The following is an 18,628-nucleotide window of genomic DNA, read 5'->3' as shown; positions in this document are numbered from 1 at the left end:
CGGAAGCGCGTGCGAGACGGCGCGGGAAGCGTTCGCGGGGCGGTGGCGCAAGCGTCCGTAAGATGGCGCGAACCGTTCGCGGCGACCGCCGGACGGGTGCCGATTGGGCTTTCGGGCCGTCAGCGGCGAGACTGCTTCCGTGACGTCCCGTACTCCGCGCGACTCCCGGCTCCGACTCGTCCGCAACCGGCCGATGGCCACCGCCCGCCGGCCCGCGGTGAACCGCGGCTCAAGACCGGCGCCCCGCCCGCCGGAGGGCACTCCGCCCCCGGCGGAGCTGGCCCGGCGGGCCAGGGCGGGGCTCACCGGGGCCGTGGCGATCGCCCACTGGGCCGCGGCCGAGCACGGAGCCCCCGGCGCGCTGTCCGACGAGGCCGCCGCCCGCGCCGCCGCCGCGCTCGGGCTGAGCGAACCGGAGGTGCGGAGCGACTGGGACCGCGCCCGCCTCATCGGCCTCATCGAGCACCACGCGGGTACCACCCGCCCCGGCTGGCGGCTGCAGGCGTGGGACCGGGACGACAGCGCCGTGCTGCGGGGCTGGGTCGCGCTCCTCGACGCATGGTCCCTGGCCTGCCCCGCCCCGGCGGCGGCCGAGCCGACGGCGGTCGCGGAGGTCGTCGAGGCCGTACCGCAGTTGCTCTCCCTGCTGCAGCTCTCGGCCGGCCCCATGCAGATCTCCGCCCTGCTGGACATGCTCCGGCAGCGGGTCGCCGAGCTGCGCACCGAGCGGTGCGAGGTCCCCCAGGACGCCGCGCGGCTCCAGGACGCCACGGAGCCCCAGGAGACCGCGCAGGGCGCCGGGAGTGCGGGGAGCCCCGACGACGCCGAGGACACCGCGACGCTGGAGGGGCTGCTCGACTGGGTCCTGGACGCCCTCTCGTCCGTCGGGGCGCTCACGGTGCGGGAGGAGCCCCAAGAGGGGCCGGACGGGCCGCAGGGCGCCGGGAGCGCGGCCGACGAGGCCAAGGGCGACAGCCGGGAGGCCGAGCTGTCCGCGCTCGGCAACTGGGCGGTGTGGGTCAAGCTGGAGCAGATCTGCGTCGCCGCCCAGAGCCCGGCCGGGAACATCGAGCAGCCCGCCCCCGACATGCTGCGCGGCTGCGCGGGCCTGACCCCGGGCCCCGCCCGCGCCGAGTACCGGGCCTGGCTGGCCGCCCGCCCCGTCGGCAGCGCCGTCACCGAGCTGATCGAGGCGGCGCGTGGCGACGACGCGCTGCTGCGCGGGCTCGCCTTCGAGGCGCTGCGCGTCGTCGGAGCGCCCGCCGAGCCCGCCGTACGGGCCGTCGTCGACGAATCGTGCCTGCGGCCGTACGCGCTTTTGTGGCTCGCCGAGCACGAGGGCGCCGACCCGGACGAGGCACTGGACGCGCTCACCCGCGAGGAGGCCACCTGGCTGTGGGTGGACACCGCAGCGGCCATCTCCGACCACGGGGAGAGCCCGCTGCTCGTCCGCCACCTGGAGTCCGCCGTGCAGGGCACCGTGCCCGCGCTGCTGGAGGAGGTACAGGCCGTGGGGCACCCCCGCACCGTGCAGGTCCTGGTGGCGCTGGCCGCAGCCCACCCCGATCCGGCCCTTGCCAAGGCGGTGCGCCGGGCGGCCTTCCAGGTGCACACGGGCGGGGCTTGACAGGTGCACACCGGCCGGGCCCGAGGGGGAGCGGCCGCGGGGGAGAGGAGAGCGGCCGCCGCGCGAGACCATGGGGGAGGCCGTAAGGTCGCGGCGAGGGCCGTAAGGCCGGGGGAAAACGACTTGCCCGCACCGCTAAACTGGCCGCATGGCAATTCTCCTCGTGCATTAGACGGCGTCGGCCGCTCTCGTCCGTCCCGTCCGCCGTCCACCCTGCCCAGGAGTAATTCCCGTGATCACCGCCTCCGGCGTCGAGCTGCGTGCCGGCGCTCGCGTCCTCATCGAGTCCGCTTCCTTCCGCATCGCCAAGGGCGACCGCATCGGCCTGGTCGGCCGTAACGGCGCGGGCAAGACCACGCTCACCAAGTGCCTGGCCGGTGAGGGCATCCCGACCGCCGGCACCATCACCCGCTCCGGTCAGGTCGGCTACCTCCCGCAGGACCCGCGCACCGGCGATCTCGACGTCCTCGCCCGCGACCGCATCCTCTCGGCCCGCGACCTGGACTCCGTGCTCCGCAAGATGCGCGAGAACGAGGACCGGATGGCCAACGGCAAGGGCGCCACCCGCGAGCGCGCGATGAAGAAGTACGAGCGCCTGGAGACCGAGTTCCTCACCAAGGGCGGATACGCCGCCGAGGCGGAGGCCGCGACCTTCGCCGCCAGCCTCGGTCTGCCCGACCGGGTGCTCGGCCAGCCGCTCCACACGCTCTCCGGCGGTCAGCGGCGCCGGGTCGAGCTGGCCCGGATCCTCTTCTCGGACTCCGACATCATGCTGCTGGACGAGCCCACCAACCACCTCGACGCCGACTCGATCACCTGGCTGCGGGACTACCTCAAGACCTACAGCGGCGGCTTCATCGTGATCTCCCACGATGTCGACCTCGTCGAGACGGTCGTCAACAAGGTCTTCTATCTGGACGCCAACCGCTCGGTGATCGACATCTACAACATGGGCTGGAAGCTCTACCAGGCCCAGCGCGAGGCGGACGAGAAGCGCCGCAAGCGCGAGCGCGCCAATGCCGAGAAGAAGGCCGCGGCGCTCAACTCGCAGGCCGACAAGATGCGCGCCAAGGCGACCAAGACCGTGGCCGCGCAGAACATGGCCCGCCGCGCCGAGCGGCTGCTGGCCGGACTGGACGAGGTCCGGCAGAGCGACAAGGTCGCCAAGCTCCGCTTCCCCGACCCGGCCCCGTGCGGCAAGACCCCGCTGACCGCGGAGGGGCTGTCGAAGTCGTACGGCTCGCTGGAGATCTTCACCGATGTGAACCTGGCCGTCGACAAGGGGTCCCGGGTCGTCATCCTGGGGCTGAACGGCGCCGGTAAGACGACCCTGCTGCGGCTGCTGGCCGGGGTCGAGAAGCCCGACACCGGCGAGGTCACCCCCGGCCACGGGCTCAAGCTGGGCTACTACGCGCAGGAGCACGAGACGCTCGACCCGGACCGCACCGTCCTGGAGAACATGCGCTCCGCCGCCCCGGATCTCGACCTGGTCGACATCCGTAAGACGCTCGGCTCGTTCCTGTTCTCCGGCGACGACGTGGACAAGCCGGCCGGAGTGCTCTCCGGCGGTGAGAAGACCCGGCTCGCGCTGGCCACCCTGGTGGTCTCCTCGGCCAATGTGCTGCTCCTTGACGAGCCCACCAACAACCTGGACCCGGCCAGCCGCGAGGAGATCCTCGGCGCGCTGCGCACCTTCGCCGGTGCGGTGGTGCTGGTGACCCACGACGAGGGCGCCGTCGACGCACTGCAGCCGGAGCGGATCATTCTGCTTCCGGACGGTGTCGAGGATCTGTGGGGCGAGGCCTACGCCGACCTCGTCGCGCTCGCCTGACGAGGGCCGATGGCGGCGCCGGGGCGGTGCTCCGCCCGCCGCCCCAAGAGTCCGGTTCCTCCGCTCCGACGCCCTTCTCATAGATCATTCGGCCTAGGCGTGATCCATCATCTGAGTGAGAGCGGCTGGTATCGCGGCGCGTCGCGGGCCACCGGCGCACGCGACGTGCCGCGCGCCGGTCCGGACCTCTGCGACGTTGCTCACGTATGCCCTGACCTGCCTCTTCGTCGATGAACACGAAAGAGTGTCAGGTTGAACAGCGCCGGAATCCTTGATTCCGAAGGCCGTCGCGCCGCGATCTCCCGCAATCCTTCATCCACAGACCTTGCCGAATGGGTGGCCAGGAAGCTCTGTAGGGGTGATCATGAGAGTCCAGAGCGCACTTCCCATGAGGAGGCACGGGTGGCCGAGACTCTGAAGAAGGGCAGCCGGGTGACCGGCGCCGCGCGCGAAAAGCTCGCGGCAGACCTGAAGAAGAAGTACGACTCCGGGGCGAGCATCCGGGCGCTGGCCGAGGAGACCGGCCGTTCCTACGGATTCGTGCACCGGATGCTCAGTGAATCCGGAGTTTCCCTCCGGGGACGCGGCGGCGCGACGCGAGGCAAGAAGGCCGCCACGGCCTGATCGCACGCGCTGTGCTCCGTCATCATCAGCAGGTACGGACAGGGGTGCCACCCGGCTGATCGTCGGTTCGGCCGGGTGGTTACTGTGCAGTCACTTGTACTGACCGCACTCGACCGGAGGCCTCTGTGACCCTGCTCGACAAGGACGGCGTTCAGCTCGCCGTCGATGACACGGTCGCCACGGTGACCCTGACCAACCCGGCCAAGCGCAACGCCCAGTCGCCCGCCTTGTGGCGGGCGCTGGCCGAGGCGGGGAAGCTGGTGCCGGGCACCGTGCGCATCGTGGTGCTGCGCGCCGAGGGCAAGTCCTTCTCGGCGGGCCTGGACCGTCAGGCGTTCACGCCCGAGGGATTCGACGGCGAGCCGTCGTTCCTCGAGCTGGGGCGCGGCTCCGACAGTGAACTGGATGCCGCCATTGCCGAGTACCAGGAGGCGTTCACCTGGTGGCGGCGGAACGACATCGTGTCGATCGCCGCCGTCCAGGGTCATGCCATCGGGGCCGGTTTCCAGCTCGCGCTCGCCTGTGATCTGCGGGTCTGCGCGGAGGACGCACAGTTCGCCATGCGCGAGACCAGCCTCGGGCTGGTGCCGGACCTCACCGGCACCCATCCGCTGGTCGGGCTCGTGGGATACGCCCGGGCGCTGGAGATCTGCGCGACCGGGCGCTTCGTCCATGCCGACGAGGCCGTGCGGACCGGGCTCGCCAATCTCGTGGTGCCCGCCGCCGAACTCGACGGCGCGGTACAGGACCTGGCGGCGGCCCTTCTCGCCGCGCCCCGCGACGCCGTGATCGAGACCAAGGCGCTGCTGCGGGGGGCCGTGGACCGCACCTACGAGGACCAGCGCGTCGCCGAGCGCGCCGCCCAGGCCCGCCGGCTGCGCGACCTGGCGGGGCTGACGGACTAGCCGACGCTGTGACGACCAACCTTGCGCCGGTGTGGACCGCCGGCGCGGCTTCCCGGTGGGGCCGCCCGCGCCGCCACGGCGTACGCGCCGTCACGGCACCCGCGGCGACTCCACCGTCGGTACCGCCTCCAGCACCAGCACCGCGAGGTCGTCGTCGATCGGATCGGGGCTGAAGTCATACGTGGCGCGCCGCACCCGCTCCGCGACCGCCTTGGCACCGAGCCCGACGCAGTCCCGCAGGATGTCCGAGAGGCCGTCGTCGTCATCGAGCTGACGGACGCCGTTGCGCCGCTCGGTGACCCCGTCGGTGACGCACAGCAGCGTCTCGCCGGGCGCCAGGTCCAGCGTGTCGGCGTGGAAGTCCGGGTTCTGGTCGATGCCGAGCAGCATCTGGGGGCTGGCGGCGGGCGTCACCGCACCGTCGGTGGTCAGCCGCAGCGGCAGCGGATGGCCGGCGCTCGCCAGGGTGCAGCGGGCGCTGCCGCCTTCCGGGTCGGGTTCCAGCTCCCCGTAGAGCAGGCTCAGGAAGCGCGGCCGGGACTGCTCGCCGTCGATCTCCGCTGCCTCCGTGTCCTCCTCCACCAGCGCCTGGTTCAGCCGGTTGAGCACCGACTCGACACCATGGCCCTCGCGGGCCAGCAGCCGGACCAGATGGCGGGCCAGCCCCGTGACCGACATCGCCTCCGGATCGCTGCCCTGGACGTCGCCCAGCAGGAAGCACCAGCGGCGGTCGCCCATGGGGAACAGGTCGTAGAAGTCGCCGCCGACGGTCTGTCCCTCGCCGTGCGGCTCGTAGACGATCGCCGAATCCACCCCCGGGATGTGGGCGAGCGACATGGGCAGCTGCCGACGCTGCAGCGCCCGGCTGATCGTCGCCTGCCGGGTGTACTGCCGGGCCGTGGCCACCGCCTGGGCCACCCGCCGCGCCATGTCCTCCGAGAGCCGCACCACGCCCTGTGCCATCCGCGGCACGCCCGCCCGGCCGATGAGCAGCGCGCCGTGGCTGCGGCCGTGTGCGATCAGCGGGAAGCACACCGCCGATCCGCCCTGGCTGTCCGCGATCCCGGGCCAGGGCCAGGAGGTGCCCGCCGAGCCGAGCCCGGTGGGCGGCGGATGCCGCTCCAGCGACAGGCGGAGCGCGCCGATACGGTGCTCATCGCTGTGCCAGACGCGGGCGAGCTGCAGCCCGCCGCTCGGAGTGGTCAGCCAGACCGCGCACCAGTCGGCCAGCCGGGGCACCAGAAGCTGTCCGGCGAGGGCGGCGACCATGTTCTCGTCGAGCTGGCCGGTGAGCAGTTCGCTGGCCTCGGCGAGGAAGGACGGCCCGCCGCGGTCGACCCAATCGGCGGTCGGATCGCGCTGCTCGCGCGGCGTCACGGGGGCGAGGGTCTCGGCGAACCGCAGCTCACGCCCGAGCGCGCTGGTGGGGATGGCGTCGGACTCGGGCACCGCCCGCTCGGCGTCCAGCCGGAACCAGACCTCCTTACGGGTGCGGTGATAGGTCACGCCCCAGGATTCGGCGAGCGCCCCGATCAGCTGGAGCCCGCGGCCTCGGCCCCGGCGCTGGGTCTCGGGCCCTCCGTACACGGTGCTGGCGGGGTGGAGGTCCGCCACCTCCACGACGATCCCCGGCCGCCTGGGCGCATCGGCCGGGAGGGACGGCTCGTCGGGCTGGCCCATGGTGTCGCCCTCGTCGGCGCTGCCGTCACCGGACTGGAGCCGGCAGACCACCTCGACCCGGGTGCCCGCGTGCAGGACCGCATTGGTGACCAGCTCGCTCACCAGCAGCACCGCGTCGTCGATCGACCGCTCGTCGAGGGCGACCGGTGCGAACGCCTCCGCGGCGCTTTGTCCCGTCAGTGCCGTACGGACGAAGGTGCGCGCTGCGCCGGGTGCGCGCACGCTTCCGGGCAGCGTTGTCCGTGAGACGGACTCACGCGCGAGGGGAAACAAAGCTCCCACGTGCGACTCCAGGGCGATATGGGCGGTTTAGGCCATCTAGGTGCCATATTATGACAGACAGGGGGAATTGAATGATCTTTAAGGGACGACGCCATGGCACTCGACCCGATCACGACCGACACTTCCCCGGCGCGGCCCGCGGAACGTGCGGATCCTGCTGGGTCGCCCGGCCCGGCGGGCGGTGCGGAGGCCGCGTCCGGGCTGCGCTGTCTGCTCGCGGCGATGAACGCGCTGTGCGACGGTGACTTCACCGTCCGTGCCGACCCATCGGCCGAGGGTGTGGTCGGCGAGATGGCCGGGGTCTTCAACCAGCTCGTGCTGCGCAATGCGCATCTGGCCGGGGAACTGCAGCGGGTGCGCCGAGAGGTGGTGCGCCAGGGCAGGCTGGACGAGCGGATCAGCGCGAGCCCCGGTCCGGGGGCCTGGACGACCAGCGTGGACGCGGCCAATCACCTGTTGGACGCCCTGGTCGGCCCGGTGTCCAATGCCACGCGGGTGCTCGACGCGATCGCGTCGGGCGACCTGACCCAGCGGGTGGATCTGCACGACGGCAACCGCCAGCTCCGCGGCGATCTGCGGCGGCTGGGGCGCGGGGTGAACCGCACGGTGGACCAGCTGTCGCTGTTCACCGGCGAGCTGACCCGGATCGCCCGCGAGGTAGGCACCGAGGGCCGGCTGGGTGGCCGCGCCAAGGTGCAGGGACTCTCCGGCGACTGGCGCATGGTGACGGAGGCCGTCAACACCATGGCCTCCCGGCTGACCGCGCAGGTCCGCGACATCGCCGAGGTGACCACCGCGGTCGCCCGCGGTGACCTCACCCGCCAGGTCACCGTCGAGGCCACCGGTGAGCTGCTGGAACTCAAGCTCACCGTGAACACCATGGTCGACCAGCTCGGGGCGTTCGCCGACGAGGTGACGCGGGTGGCGCGCGAGGTGGGCACCGAGGGTGAGCTGGGTGGCCGGGCCCAGGTCAGGGGCGTGTCCGGGGTCTGGAAGGACCTGACGGACAGCGTCAACTTCATGGCCTCCAACCTGACCTCGCAGGTCCGCAATATCGCCCAGGTCACCACCGCCGTCGCCAACGGCGATCTCTCGCAGAAGATCACCGTGGATGCCAGGGGCGAGATCCTGCAGCTCAAGTCGACGATCAACACCATGGTCGACCAGCTCTCCGCCTTCGCCGACGAGGTGACGCGGGTGGCGCGCGAGGTGGGCACCGAGGGTGAGCTGGGTGGCCGGGCCCAGGTCAGGGGCGTGTCCGGGGTCTGGAAGGACCTGACGGAGAACGTCAATTTCATGGCCGACAACCTGACCTCGCAGGTCCGCAATATCGCCCAGGTCGCCACCGCCGTGGCGGAGGGCGATCTGAGCAAGACGATCACGGTGGAGGCGAAGGGCGAGATCCTGGAGCTGAAGTCGACGATCAACACCATGGTGGACCGGCTGTCGTCCTTCGCCGACGAGGTGACGCGGGTGGCGCGCGAGGTGGGCACCGAGGGCAACCTCGGCGGCCAGGCCCAGGTCCGCGACGTGTCCGGGGTCTGGAAGGACCTGACGGAGAACGTCAACTCCATGGCCCTGAACCTGACCTCCCAGGTCCGCAACATCGCCCAGGTCACCACGGCGGTCGCCAACGGCGATCTGTCGAAGCAGATCACGGTCGATGCCCGGGGCGAGATCCTGGAGCTCAAGGAGACCGTGAACACCATGGTCCAGCAGCTGCGCTCGTTCGCCAACGAGGTCACCCGGGTGGCCCGCGACGTCGGCACCGAGGGCCAGCTGGGCGGCCGGGCCGGAGTGCCGGGCGTCTCCGGGGTCTGGAAGGACCTTACGGACAACGTCAATTTCATGGCGTCCAACCTGACCTCGCAGGTCCGCAACATCGCCCAGGTCGCCACCGCCGTGGCCGAGGGCGATCTGAGCAAGAAGATCGACGTGGACGCGCGCGGCGAGATCCTCGAGCTGAAGACCACCATCAACACCATGGTCGACACGCTCTCCTCGTTCTCCGACGAGGTGACCCGGGTGGCCCGCGAGGTCGGCAGCGAGGGCCGGCTGGGCGGCCAGGCCCGGGTCGAGGGCGTCTACGGCACCTGGAAGCGGCTGACCACCGGCGTCAATGAACTCGCTCTCAACCTGACCACCCAGGTGCGCGCGATCGCCGAGGTCGCCTCCGCCGTCGCCCAGGGCGATATGTCCGGGTCCATCTCGGTCGAGGCACAGGGCGAGGTCGCCGAGCTGAAGAACAACGTCAACCTGATGGTCGCCAACCTCCGCGAGACCACTCGCGCCAAGGATTGGCTGGAGTCCAACCTGGCCCGTATCGCCTCCCTGATGCAGGGCCACCGCGATCTGGTCGAGGTCGCCGATCTGATCCTGAGCGAGCTGACCCCGCTGGTCAACGCGCAGTTCGGGGCGTTCTTCCTCAGCGCGGCCGGTGCCAAGCCCGGTGAGGGGCTCGAGTTCATCGCCGGATACGGCACCGATCAGGACGCGATCGGGGGCGACGGCCAGACCCCGCGGACCGGCCCCCCGGGCCGCGGGCTGGTCGCCCAGGCGGCGGTCGGGAAGAAGCGGATCCTCATCAACGACGTCCCGCCCGACTACCTCGCCATCAACTCCGGGCTGGGCTCCGCGCTCCCGGCCAGCGTGGTCATCCTGCCGATCCTCTACGAGGACCAGGTGCTCGGAGTGATCGAACTGGCCTCGTTCAGCCGGTTCAGCGAGGTCCACCTGGCCTTCGTCGACCAGTTCGTGAACACCATCGGCGTCTCGATCAACACCATCATCGCCAACGCCCGCACCGAGTCGCTGCTCTCCGAGTCCCAGCGGCTCACCACCGAGCTGCGCCAGCGCTCGAACGAGCTGCAGCGCTCCAACGCGGAGATGGAGGAGAAGGCCGCGCTGCTGGCGACCGCCTCCCAGTACAAGTCCGAGTTCCTCGCCAATATGTCGCATGAGCTGCGCACCCCGCTGAACTCGCTGCTCATCCTGGCCCGGCTGCTCGCCGACAACCCCGAAGGGCGGCTGTCCCCCCAGGAGGTGCAGTTCGCCGCCACCATCCACCGCTCCGGCTCCGATCTGCTCCAACTGATCAACGATGTCCTGGATCTGTCGAAGATCGAGGCGGGCCGGATGGACGTCCGTCCGAAGAAGCTGCCGCTGGTCAAGATCCTGGACTATGTGAACGCCACGTTCCGGCCGCTGGCCGTCGACCGCGGGCTGTCGTTCGAGATCACGGTGGGCGAGGACGTACCGCGCGAGATGTTCTCCGATGAGCAGCGGCTCCAGCAGATTCTGCGCAATCTGCTCTCCAACGCCCTGAAGTTCACCTCCTCGGGCGGGGTGACGCTGCGCGTCGAGCGCACCCCGGGAGCGGAGTTCGAGCAGGAGGCGCTGCGGTCCGCGGACGCCGTGATCGCCTTCGCTGTCACCGACACCGGTATCGGCATCCCGCCGGAGAAGCTGCCGGTGATCTTCGAGGCGTTCCAGCAGTCCGACGGCACGACCAGCCGCAAGTACGGCGGCACCGGCCTCGGCCTGTCCATCAGCCGGGAGATCGCCGGAATGCTCGGCGGCCGGATCGTGGCCAAGAGCGAACTGGGTGTCGGCTCCCGCTTCACCCTCTACGTCCCCGTGCACTACAGCGGCGTCGCCCCGGTGCCCGACCCCTCGGACCCCAGGGCCACCGGCTCGACCGTCCCGGCGGCGGCCCCCGCCCCGGACGAGACGCTGCCGGACACCACCGACCACGCCCCCAGCGGGGTCTTCGGCGAGGCGGACAGCCTGTTCGCCGCCCGGGCCCCGAGCGGCGGGGCCGAGACCGGGGGCGGCGACGAGGCCGGGGACCACGACGACGGCTGGCCGGGGGCCACCCAGCTCAAGGAGTGGCAGCGCGGACGCCCCGGCCGGGTGCTGGACGGCCGCCGCATCCTGATCGTCGACGACGACATACGGAACGTCTTCGCGCTCACCCATGTGCTGGGCCGGGTCGGCATGACGGTGAAGTACGCGGAGAACGGCCGCGAGGGGCTGGAGGTCCTCCATCGCAACCCCGATGTCTCGCTGGTCCTGATGGACGTGATGATGCCCGAGATGGACGGGTACGAGACGATTCGGGCCATCCGGAGCACACCCCGCCTCGCCGATATGCCGATCCTCGCCCTGACCGCCAAGGTCATGCCCGGCGACCGGGAGAAGGCCATCGACAGCGGCGCGAACGGCTATGTCCCCAAACCCGTGGACGTCGACCGGCTGATGTCGGCGATCATCGAGCTGCTCAGTCCGGTGGGGGAGGCGGGGAGCGAGGGCGGCGACGCTGCCGCTTCCGGTGGTGACGCTGCCGAGTCCGGTGGTGAGGCTGCCGAGTCCGGTGGTGACCCTCCCGTGGGTGGGGATGACGCCGTCACGTCTGGTCGTGACGCCTTTGACGATGCGTCGCTCGGAGTGCCGGGCGGTGTCGACAACGGCCCTGGGGAGGACGGTGAGGGCGCCGGCCGGGACGGGAGCACGCCCGACGAGATCGGTCCGCCGAGGCCGAGGCAGGGGGAGTGATGACGAGCGCATGCGAGAAGGCCGGAATCCTCATCGTCGACGACATGGAAGAGAACCTGATCGCGCTGGAGGCCGTCCTCGGCCCGCTCGATCAGGACCTCGTTCGCGCTCGCTCCGGCGAGGAGGCCCTGAAGGCGATGCTGCGGCAGGACTTCGCCGTCGTTCTGCTCGATGTGCTGATGCCGGGCATGGACGGCTTCGAGACCGCCGCCAACATCAAACGGCTCGACCAGACCAAGGACGTCCCGATCATCCTGCTGACCGGGACCGACGCCGACTCCGACTACGCCTACCGGGGCTATGCGATCGGCGCCGCCGACTTCCTCACCAAACCCTTCGATCCCTGGCTGCTGCGGACGAAGGTCAATGTGTTCCTGGAGGTGCACCGCAAGAACTGTCAGCTCGAGGCGCGGGCCGAGCGGCTGGCCGACCGGGTCGCGGAGCTGGAGCGCACGGTTGAGGCGCTGCGGAAGTACGGCGCCGAGGGCTGATCCGCCCCGGCCGGCCGGTGGTGGCGGTTGCCGGCCCGGGCCGACCAGGGCTGTGGTCAGGGGTCCACGGCGGTGACCAGGACGGCCACGGTAGGCGGCTGGTCTCCGGGAGCCGGGAACGAGACGGCGTGTGCCACCGCCGTTCGCACCGCCCGCGCCACATCTATGGCGCGGTGATCCGCCGCCACGGCCAGTTCGATCCGGATGTGCGCACCCTCGATCCGCACGGGCCGGGGCGATCCCAGCACCGGTGCGAGCCGGGCGACGCCGGGGACGGAGGCGGCGGTGCGGGCGGCAGTCGCGGCGGGGTCCGAGTCGGGGCGTTCCACCGACGTCGGCCGTGGTGGTGGTTGGGGTCGGTGGGGACGTGGGGCCGCTGGGGGCGGTGGCGGGATTTCGTCCAGCACGTCCGTCACCCGTACGTCCACCGCCTCCACCAAGAGGCCCAGCCGGTCCGTCGCCGCGTCGAGGAGTACGCCGCGCAGCCGGTCCGCCGTCACCGGAAGCGGTTCCTCCAGCGTCGCCCCGCACTCCGCCGCGATGCGCAGCGTTCCCGGCGGCAGCGCGCTCGGCGGGGGCGGTACCGCGGGCGTCGCGGCGGTGTCGGGGTCGGCGGGCGCGATCCGAAGCGCTCCCAGGTGCGCGTCGGGGATCTCGTCGGCGGCCCGCCGGAGCACCTCGCCCGCCGCGCGTTCGGTGATCCAGGAGCCGTCCTCCCGCCCGCCCAGGGGCAGCAGCCGTCCGAGCAGAAGCTGCTCCCTTACGGTCTGCGCGAGCCGGTCTGTGACCACCGTGTCACTCCTTGGCGCCGGACGGGACCGAGCCCTCCTGGTCTCGGCCTGCCGTGTGCTCACAGCCTGCCGTATAGGTCGCGCGAGTGCCGCATCTCCGAGGCGGTTCGGGGAAGGCCCCATTAAGGTTGGCAGTAGAGCGAGCGGAAACCTCTTCGACCGCTCTTCGCCTCGGAAGGGACGATCGGTGATGTCCGAGACCGCACCACGGAACCGACCCGAGAACCCCGCCACAGAGCCCGCCGCGGGCACCCCCAGGACGCTGGGCGCCCCGGCCGCCACCGACCGGCCCCGGCGCGGCGGAGGCGACCCCGGCGCACGGGGGCGCACCACCATCGCCGATGGGGTCGTCGAGAAGATCGCGGGTATGGCGGCCCGCGATGTGGTCGGCGTCCATGCGATGGGCGGCGGCCTCGCGCGCACCTTCGGAGTCGTACGCGACCGGGTGCCCGGCAGCCGGTCGGTGGCCCGTGGGGTGAAGGCGGAGGTGGGAGAGGTACAGACGGCCCTCGACCTGGAGATCGTGGTGGACTACGGCGTCTCCATCGCCGATGTCGCACGGGCCGTGCGAGAGAACGTGATCGCGGCGGTCGAGCGGATGACCGGCCTCGAAGTGGTCGAGGTCAATATCGCGGTCAGCGATGTGAAGTTGCCGGACGAGGAAGAGGAATCGCCGGAGCCGCGGCTCCAGTAGGCCGGCAGTGGTTCCGGTTGGCTCCAGTAGGGGAGCACACGATGAGCATGGCCGTGGTCGGGATGATCGCGGGGATGGCGCTGGCGTTCGCCGGTTACTTCGGTGGTTTCGGGGCCTTTCTGCTGGTGGCGGCGTTGGGCGCCGTCGGGTTTATCGTCGGCCGGTTCCTGGACGGGGATCTGGAACCGGGCGACTTCTTCCGTTCCCGTGGCCGTGGTGACGGACGGCCACGGTGAACACTGTGACGACGACACGAGTGATGGCGACGGCAGGGGCCATGGCGACGGCAGGGGCCATGGCGGCAGTAAAGGCCATGACGACAGTAAGGACGCGCCGTGGTCGAGCCGGGTGAGCGGGGTGCGACGCGGATCGCGGACCGGGTCGTCGCGAAGATCGCCTCACAGGCGGCGCGGGAGGCACTGCGGGTGGACGCGGGTGCCGCCGCGGCGGATGCAGCGGCCGGGGCGGGCGCGGCGGACGTGGCGGGCGTCGTGGATACCGCGGACGCGGATGTCACGGATGCCGCGGATGTCGGCCTTACCGGTCTCGCCGCCGCGCGGCCGCACGCGGTCGCCGTGGTGCGCGGGGACGTCGCGCGCGTCCGGGTCGCCGTCGAGCTGGGCTATCCCTCGGACATCGGCGCGCACTGCGGTGCGGTGCGTCGTCATGTGATCGAACGGGTAGGCGAGTTGACGGGCATGGAGGTGCCCGAGGTCGTGGTGACCGTCGAACGGCTGCATGTGCCGCAGTGGGAGCACCCGGAGCGGAGGGTGCGTCGGGGGAGGGACAGGGTGCGATGAACGCGGACCAGAAGATGCGTCAGTCCACCTCGGCGTCGGCGTACGGCGGGAGGGCTCGGACGGGTGCCGGGGACGGCGATCCGCCGCCCGGGCGCATCAGGAGATTCTGGTCCGTGCGGCGGGTACCGGCCGGGATCGTCGCCCTGGTCATCGCCGCCATCGGCGGGCTGCTGCTGTACGACGTGGCGGCCGTGCGCTCGGGTCGGCCCGCCATGCGATGGCGGGAATGGCTCGCCGACGAACTCGCCTCGCGGCCGCTGGACGACGCGTGGGTCATGGGCGGGGCGGCGCTGTTGGCCGCGCTGGGGGTGTGGATGGTGGTCCTCGCGTTGGCGCCGGGGCTTCGTGGGCTGCTCCCGATGCGTCCGCCGGAGGCTGGGCCGGGCGCTGAGCCGGGGCCGGGGAAGGGCGTGGAGGCGGGCGCCGGGGCCGGAGCGGGAGCCGGGGTCGCCGTACGGGCGGGGATCGACCGGACCTCGGCGGGTCTGGTGCTGCGGGACCGGGCGATGGAGGTGCCCGGTGTGCGGTCCGCCCGCGTGAATGTCGGCCGTCGGCGGGTCAGGGCCCGTGCGCTGGCCCACTTCCGTGATCTCGACGAGGTACGGGCGGATCTGGACGCCGCCCTCCACGAGGGCATCCGGCAACTGGGCCTGGCCCGGCGGCCCGCCCTGTCCGTCCGTGTCCGGCGGTCGGCGAAGCCGAAGGGGTGAGCGCGCCATGCTGAGTGTCGTCAACCGGGTGCTGCTGGGGGTCGTCGGTCTGGTGCTGGCCGGGGTGGGCGCGGTGGTCCTGGCCGGGTGGCCGCCGTTCGGCGGGCGGGGTGATGTGCTGCTGAGCCGGGCGGATCGGACGCGGTGGCGGGATGCCGGGTGGTGGTGGCCGGCCGTCATCGCGGCGCTGGCGGTGCTGTTCGTGCTCGCGCTGTGCTGGTTCCTGGCCCAGCTGCGGCGGCGCCGGCTGCAGGAGGTGCTGGTGGAGACGGGCGACGGCGAGGGCGCCCTGCTGCGGGGACGGGCCCTGGAGGCGGTGCTCCTGGCGGACGCGGAGTCCCTGGACGGCGTGGAGCGGGCCCACGTCCTGCTACGAGGCCGACGGACCACGCCGGAGGCGCGGATGGGTCTGGTACTGGAGCCGCGCGCGGAACCGACGCTGACACTGGACGCGCTGCGGGCGGAGGCTCTGGAGCGTGCACGGAGCTCGGCGGGCCTGGAACAACTCCCGGCGGAGGTGCGCCTGCGGGTGGCCCGGCACGGGGCGGAGCGGGCGCGGTAGGTCTGCGGGGGGTGCGGAGGCGCCCCTGGGGCGCGGTGGGGTTGTGTGGTGGGTGCCGGGTGCGGGGCCTCCGGGGCGGGGCCCTGGACCGTATGTTCACGGCGCCCTTGACCGGGAACGTGGGTGAGCCGGAGATCGGCGCCACACCTACACGTAAGCGTCCAGAACCCCTCCGGCCCCGCCCCCTCCCGTCTCGCCGGCGTCCGCGCCCCGGTGGCGCGGGGCGCCTGCCCGTCTGGCGTTCGGCCCGGGGGGCGTGATTTCAGCCCCTCCGGCGTTTCTCCGGCGTTTGAGGAGCGGGGTCCGGGGGCGGAGCCCCGGTGGGGGTCCAGGGGTGGGGCCCCATTGTTTCGGGAAGGGGCGGGGGGAGCTGTCCGCCGGAGGCGTCCACGGTCCGCACTCGGTGTGCGGCCGGGCCCAGGTCCGGGCGGAGCCCGGCGGGGTCGAGGGGCCGGAGCCCCACCCCGCGCGGGGGAGCCGCACATCGGTGTGGCGCGGGCTGCCGCCGGACGCCCCGCCCAAACCCCCTCAGAAGTTGTGCAGAGCCCCGCCATCCACCGGCAGCATCAGCCCCGTGAGGTACGACGCCGCCGGCGACAGCAGAAACGCGGCGGCCTTGCCGAATTCCTCGGGCGTCCCGTACCGCCGCAGCGGAATCGCGGCCGCGTTCCGCTCCCGCGAGGCCTCCGCGTCGCCGGAGAGGGCGTCGAGTTCGCGGACGCGGTCGGTGTCGATGCGGGCCGGGAGGAGGCCCACGACGCGGATGCCGCGGGGGCCGACCTCGAGGGAGAGGGACTTGGCGAAACCGGCGAGGCCGGGCCGCAGGCCGTTGGAGACGGTGAGGCCGGGGATCGGCTCGCGGACGGAGCCGGAGAGGACGAAGCCGATCACGCCGCCGGAGGGGAGCTGCTCGGCGGCCGTACGGGCGAAGCGGACGGCGCCGAGGAAGACGGAGTCGAAGGCGGCCTGCCACTGGGCGTCGGTGATGTCGGCCGTCAGCCCGGCCGGCGGGCCGCCGACGCTGATGAGGACGCCGTCGAAGCCGCCGAAGCGCTCGCGGGCGGCGGCGACGAGCCGGGCCGCGGTCTCGGGGTCGGCGTTGTCGGCGGCGACGCCTATGGCGTTCGGGCCGAGGTCGGCGGCGACGGCGGCCGCCGTATCGGCGTCGCGGCCGGTGATGACGGCCTTCGCACCGTCGCTGATCAGCTCACGGGCGGCGGCGAGGCCCAGCCCGCGGGTGGCTCCGGTGACGATGTACACCCGGTCTTTGAGTCCAAGATCCATGGAGTCAGTCTGCCCTGGGCCGCTCCGCGAGGGTGAGGGCGGTCCCCACGAGGCCGATATGGCTGAACGCCTGGGGGAAGTTGCCGAGCTGCCGGCCGGTCGCCGGATCGTACTCCTCGGCGAGCAGCCCGACGTCGTTGCGGAGCGCGAGGAGGCGTTCGAAGAGCGCGCGGGCGTCCTTGTGGCGGCCGGCCAGGTGGAGGGCGTCGGCGAGCCAGAAGGAGCAGGCGAGGAAGGCGCCCTCGGAGCCGGGGAGGCCGTCCACGCGGTCGACGGCGGTGTAGCGGCGGATCAGGCCGTCCTCGCAGAGTTCGCGGCGCACGGCGTCGATGGTGCCGATGACGCGGGGGTCGGTGGCGGGGAGGAAGCCGACGCGGGGGATGAGCAGGGTCGCGGCGTCCAGCTCGGAGGAGCCGTAGGACTGGGTGAAGGTGGACCGCTCGGGGTCGTAGCCCTTTTCGCAGACCTCGCGGTGGACGGCGTCGCGCATGGTCCGCCAGCGGTTCACGTCGCCGCTCAGCTCGGGGGCGGCCTCCATGGCGCGGACGGCGCGGTCGGCGGCCACCCAGGCCATGACCTTGGAGTGGACGAAGTGGCGGCGGGGTCCGCGGACCTCCCACAGCCCCTCGTCGGGGTCGCGCCAGGCGGACTCCAGGAAGTCCATGAGCGAGGTCTGGATCTTCCAGGTGTGCGGTTCGGCGGGCAGCCCCGCGGAGCGGGCGAGGTGGAGGGTGTCGAGCACCTCGCCGTAGACGTCGAGCTGGCGCTGGTCGACCGCGCCGTTGCCGACCCGGACGGGGGCGGAGTGCTCGTACCCCTCCAGCCAGGGCAGCTCGTGCTCAGGGAGCCGGCGCTCGCCCCTGAGGCCGTACATGATCTGCAGCTCGGCCGGGTCGCCGGCGATCGCGCGCAGCAGCCAGTCGCGCCAGGCGGCGGCCTCCTCGTGGTAGCCGGCGCGGAGCAGGGAGTTCAGGGTGAGGGTGGAGTCGCGGAGCCAGCAGTAGCGGTAGTCCCAGTTGCGGACCCCGCCGAGCTGTTCGGGCAATGAGGCGGTGGGGGCCGCGACGATGCCGCCGCTCGGGGCGTAGGTGAGCGCCTTGAGGGTGATCAGGGAGCGGATGACGGCGTCCCGGTGGGGGCCCTCGTAGCGGCAGCGGGCGGCCCAGTCGCGCCAGTCCGCGAGGCTGGAGCGGAGGGAGTCGTACGGGTCGACGAGCCGGGGGCGGGGCTCGTGGGAGGGGTGCCAGGTGAGCACGAAGGCCACCCGGTCCCCGGCCGAGACGGTGAACTCGGAGCGGGTGCTGAAGTCCTTGCCGTAGGTGCGGACCTCGGGTTCCGAGCGCAGCCATACGGAGTCCGGCCCGGCGACCGCGATCCGGTGGCCGTCGGTGCGGCGCATCCAGGGGACGATCCGGCCGTAGTCGAAGCGCAGCCGGAGGACGCCGAGCATCTCGACGCTGCCGGAGACGCCCTCGACGATGCGGACGACGTCGGGAGCGCGATCACGCTGCGGCATGAAGTCGATGACCTTGACGGTGCCGGTCTCCGTCTCCCAGACCGACTCCAGGACGAGGGAGTCGTCGAGGTAGCCGCGGCGGGTGCAGGCGCCCGCGCCCTTGGGGGCGAGCCGCCAGTGGCCGTTGTCAGGGCCGCCGAGGAGCGCGGCGAAACAGGCCGGTGAGTCGAAGCGGGGCAGGCACAGCCAGTCGATCGAGCCATGGCGGCTGATCAGGGCCGCCGTCTGGTGGTCACCGATGAGGGCGTAGTCGTCGATGTGCTGGGCCATGTCCGGG

Annotated in this window: 15 protein-coding genes; 11 read left to right on the top strand and 4 right to left on the bottom strand. The window is 72.1% G+C overall.

Annotated elements, in window-relative coordinates; all coding sequences use genetic code 11:
* The first annotated feature begins 193 nt into the window (after positions 1-193).
* The 4 genes from AS97_RS13250 (at position 194) to AS97_RS13235 (ending at position 4,987) form a co-directional block, all read left to right on the top strand.
* Positions 194-1,627 carry a hypothetical protein gene (locus AS97_RS13250; RefSeq protein WP_210567204.1) on the top strand — a complete coding sequence of 478 codons (1,434 nt, stop codon included), beginning with the start codon at positions 194-196 and terminating at the stop codon, positions 1,625-1,627.
* 232 nt (positions 1,628-1,859) lie between these two features.
* Positions 1,860-3,458, top strand: coding sequence for an ABC-F family ATP-binding cassette domain-containing protein (locus tag AS97_RS13245; protein WP_059144864.1), 1,599 nt, complete (start codon positions 1,860-1,862; stop codon positions 3,456-3,458).
* Positions 3,459-3,860: 402 nt separating this feature from the next.
* On the top strand, positions 3,861-4,082 hold the full coding sequence (locus tag AS97_RS13240; RefSeq protein WP_014059784.1) for a helix-turn-helix domain-containing protein: 222 nt from the start codon (positions 3,861-3,863) through the stop codon (positions 4,080-4,082).
* A 125-nt stretch (positions 4,083-4,207) separates the two neighbouring features.
* Complete coding sequence (locus AS97_RS13235) at positions 4,208-4,987, top strand: enoyl-CoA hydratase/isomerase family protein (RefSeq protein WP_059144863.1); 780 nt, start codon at positions 4,208-4,210, stop codon at positions 4,985-4,987.
* A gap of 90 nt (positions 4,988-5,077) precedes the next feature.
* Here AS97_RS13235 and AS97_RS13230 read toward each other — a convergent pair whose 3' ends face one another.
* Positions 5,078-6,949, bottom strand: coding sequence for a SpoIIE family protein phosphatase (locus AS97_RS13230; protein ID WP_059144862.1), 1,872 nt, complete (start codon positions 6,947-6,949; stop codon positions 5,078-5,080).
* A gap of 222 nt (positions 6,950-7,171) precedes the next feature.
* On the opposite strand from AS97_RS13230, the gene AS97_RS13225 reads away from it, so the two are divergent.
* Together AS97_RS13225 and AS97_RS13220 are read left to right on the top strand one after the other, a co-directional pair.
* The gene (locus tag AS97_RS13225; RefSeq protein WP_247204804.1) at positions 7,172-11,503 is read left to right on the top strand and encodes a HAMP domain-containing protein; all 4,332 of its coding nucleotides are present in this window, start codon (positions 7,172-7,174) and stop codon (positions 11,501-11,503) included.
* The gene (locus tag AS97_RS13220; RefSeq protein WP_210564925.1) at positions 11,503-11,994 is read left to right on the top strand and encodes a response regulator; all 492 of its coding nucleotides are present in this window, start codon (positions 11,503-11,505) and stop codon (positions 11,992-11,994) included. Before AS97_RS13225 ends, AS97_RS13220 begins: the two co-directional genes overlap by 1 nt.
* 56 nt (positions 11,995-12,050) lie before the next feature.
* Here AS97_RS13220 and AS97_RS13215 read toward each other — a convergent pair whose 3' ends face one another.
* Positions 12,051-12,785 (bottom strand): nucleopolyhedrovirus P10 family protein, encoded by a 735-nt coding sequence (locus AS97_RS13215; protein ID WP_210564923.1) that lies wholly within the window; start codon positions 12,783-12,785, stop codon positions 12,051-12,053.
* Between the two features lie 190 nt (positions 12,786-12,975).
* Between AS97_RS13215 and AS97_RS13210 the strand changes: the two genes are divergently transcribed.
* The 5 genes from AS97_RS13210 to amaP all read left to right on the top strand — a co-directional run bounded on the left by AS97_RS13210 (position 12,976) and on the right by amaP (position 15,551).
* Positions 12,976-13,479: an Asp23/Gls24 family envelope stress response protein gene (locus tag AS97_RS13210; protein WP_086710340.1), complete on the top strand. Its 504-nt coding sequence runs from the start codon at positions 12,976-12,978 to the stop codon at positions 13,477-13,479.
* Positions 13,480-13,520: 41 nt separating this feature from the next.
* Positions 13,521-13,715, top strand: a complete 195-nt coding sequence (locus AS97_RS13205; RefSeq protein WP_059147072.1) for a hypothetical protein — start codon at positions 13,521-13,523, stop codon at positions 13,713-13,715.
* Between the two features lie 99 nt (positions 13,716-13,814).
* The gene (locus AS97_RS13200) at positions 13,815-14,279 is read left to right on the top strand and encodes a hypothetical protein (RefSeq protein WP_247204353.1); all 465 of its coding nucleotides are present in this window, start codon (positions 13,815-13,817) and stop codon (positions 14,277-14,279) included.
* The gene (locus AS97_RS13195; protein ID WP_236670144.1) at positions 14,276-14,989 is read left to right on the top strand and encodes a DUF6286 domain-containing protein; all 714 of its coding nucleotides are present in this window, start codon (positions 14,276-14,278) and stop codon (positions 14,987-14,989) included. The genes AS97_RS13200 and AS97_RS13195 overlap by 4 nt, the downstream gene beginning before the upstream one ends.
* A gap of 7 nt (positions 14,990-14,996) precedes the next feature.
* On the top strand, positions 14,997-15,551 hold the full coding sequence (gene amaP, locus AS97_RS13190) for an alkaline shock response membrane anchor protein AmaP (protein ID WP_059147075.1): 555 nt from the start codon (positions 14,997-14,999) through the stop codon (positions 15,549-15,551).
* 528 nt (positions 15,552-16,079) lie between these two features.
* On the opposite strand, the gene AS97_RS13185 is transcribed toward amaP, so the two are convergent.
* Both AS97_RS13185 and AS97_RS13180 read right to left on the bottom strand, forming a co-directional pair.
* A complete protein-coding gene (locus AS97_RS13185) occupies positions 16,080-16,835 on the bottom strand; it encodes an SDR family oxidoreductase (RefSeq protein ID WP_125758952.1) in 756 nt (251 codons plus the stop codon).
* Positions 16,836-16,839: 4 nt separating this feature from the next.
* Positions 16,840-18,621 (bottom strand): glycoside hydrolase family 15 protein, encoded by a 1,782-nt coding sequence (locus AS97_RS13180; protein ID WP_059147077.1) that lies wholly within the window; start codon positions 18,619-18,621, stop codon positions 16,840-16,842.
* Between the last annotated feature and the right edge of the window lie 7 nt (positions 18,622-18,628).

The organism is Streptomyces sp. AgN23 (assembly GCF_001598115.1).
GTDB lineage: Bacteria > Actinomycetota > Actinomycetes > Streptomycetales > Streptomycetaceae > Streptomyces > Streptomyces antimycoticus.
Note: the sequence above shows the minus strand (reverse complement) of the source record. Positions and strands in the feature narration are given on the sequence as shown.

Bases quoted from the DNA above. Each gene is read 5' to 3' on its own strand.
- AS97_RS13225 (WP_247204804.1), top strand. From the start codon at position 7,172: ATGAACGCGCTGTGCGACGGTGACTTCACCGTCCGTGCCGACCCATCG.
- amaP (WP_059147075.1), top strand. From the start codon at position 14,997: ATGCTGAGTGTCGTCAACCGGGTGCTGCTGGGGGTCGTCGGTCTGGTG.
- AS97_RS13250 (WP_210567204.1), top strand. From the start codon at position 194: ATGGCCACCGCCCGCCGGCCCGCGGTGAACCGCGGCTCAAGACCGGCG.
- AS97_RS13220 (WP_210564925.1), top strand. From the start codon at position 11,503: ATGACGAGCGCATGCGAGAAGGCCGGAATCCTCATCGTCGACGACATG.
- AS97_RS13195 (WP_236670144.1), top strand. From the start codon at position 14,276: ATGAACGCGGACCAGAAGATGCGTCAGTCCACCTCGGCGTCGGCGTAC.
- AS97_RS13210 (WP_086710340.1), top strand. From the start codon at position 12,976: ATGTCCGAGACCGCACCACGGAACCGACCCGAGAACCCCGCCACAGAG.
- AS97_RS13180 (WP_059147077.1), bottom strand. From the start codon at position 18,621: ATGGCCCAGCACATCGACGACTACGCCCTCATCGGTGACCACCAGACG.
- AS97_RS13205 (WP_059147072.1), top strand. From the start codon at position 13,521: ATGAGCATGGCCGTGGTCGGGATGATCGCGGGGATGGCGCTGGCGTTC.
- AS97_RS13185 (WP_125758952.1), bottom strand. From the start codon at position 16,835: ATGGATCTTGGACTCAAAGACCGGGTGTACATCGTCACCGGAGCCACC.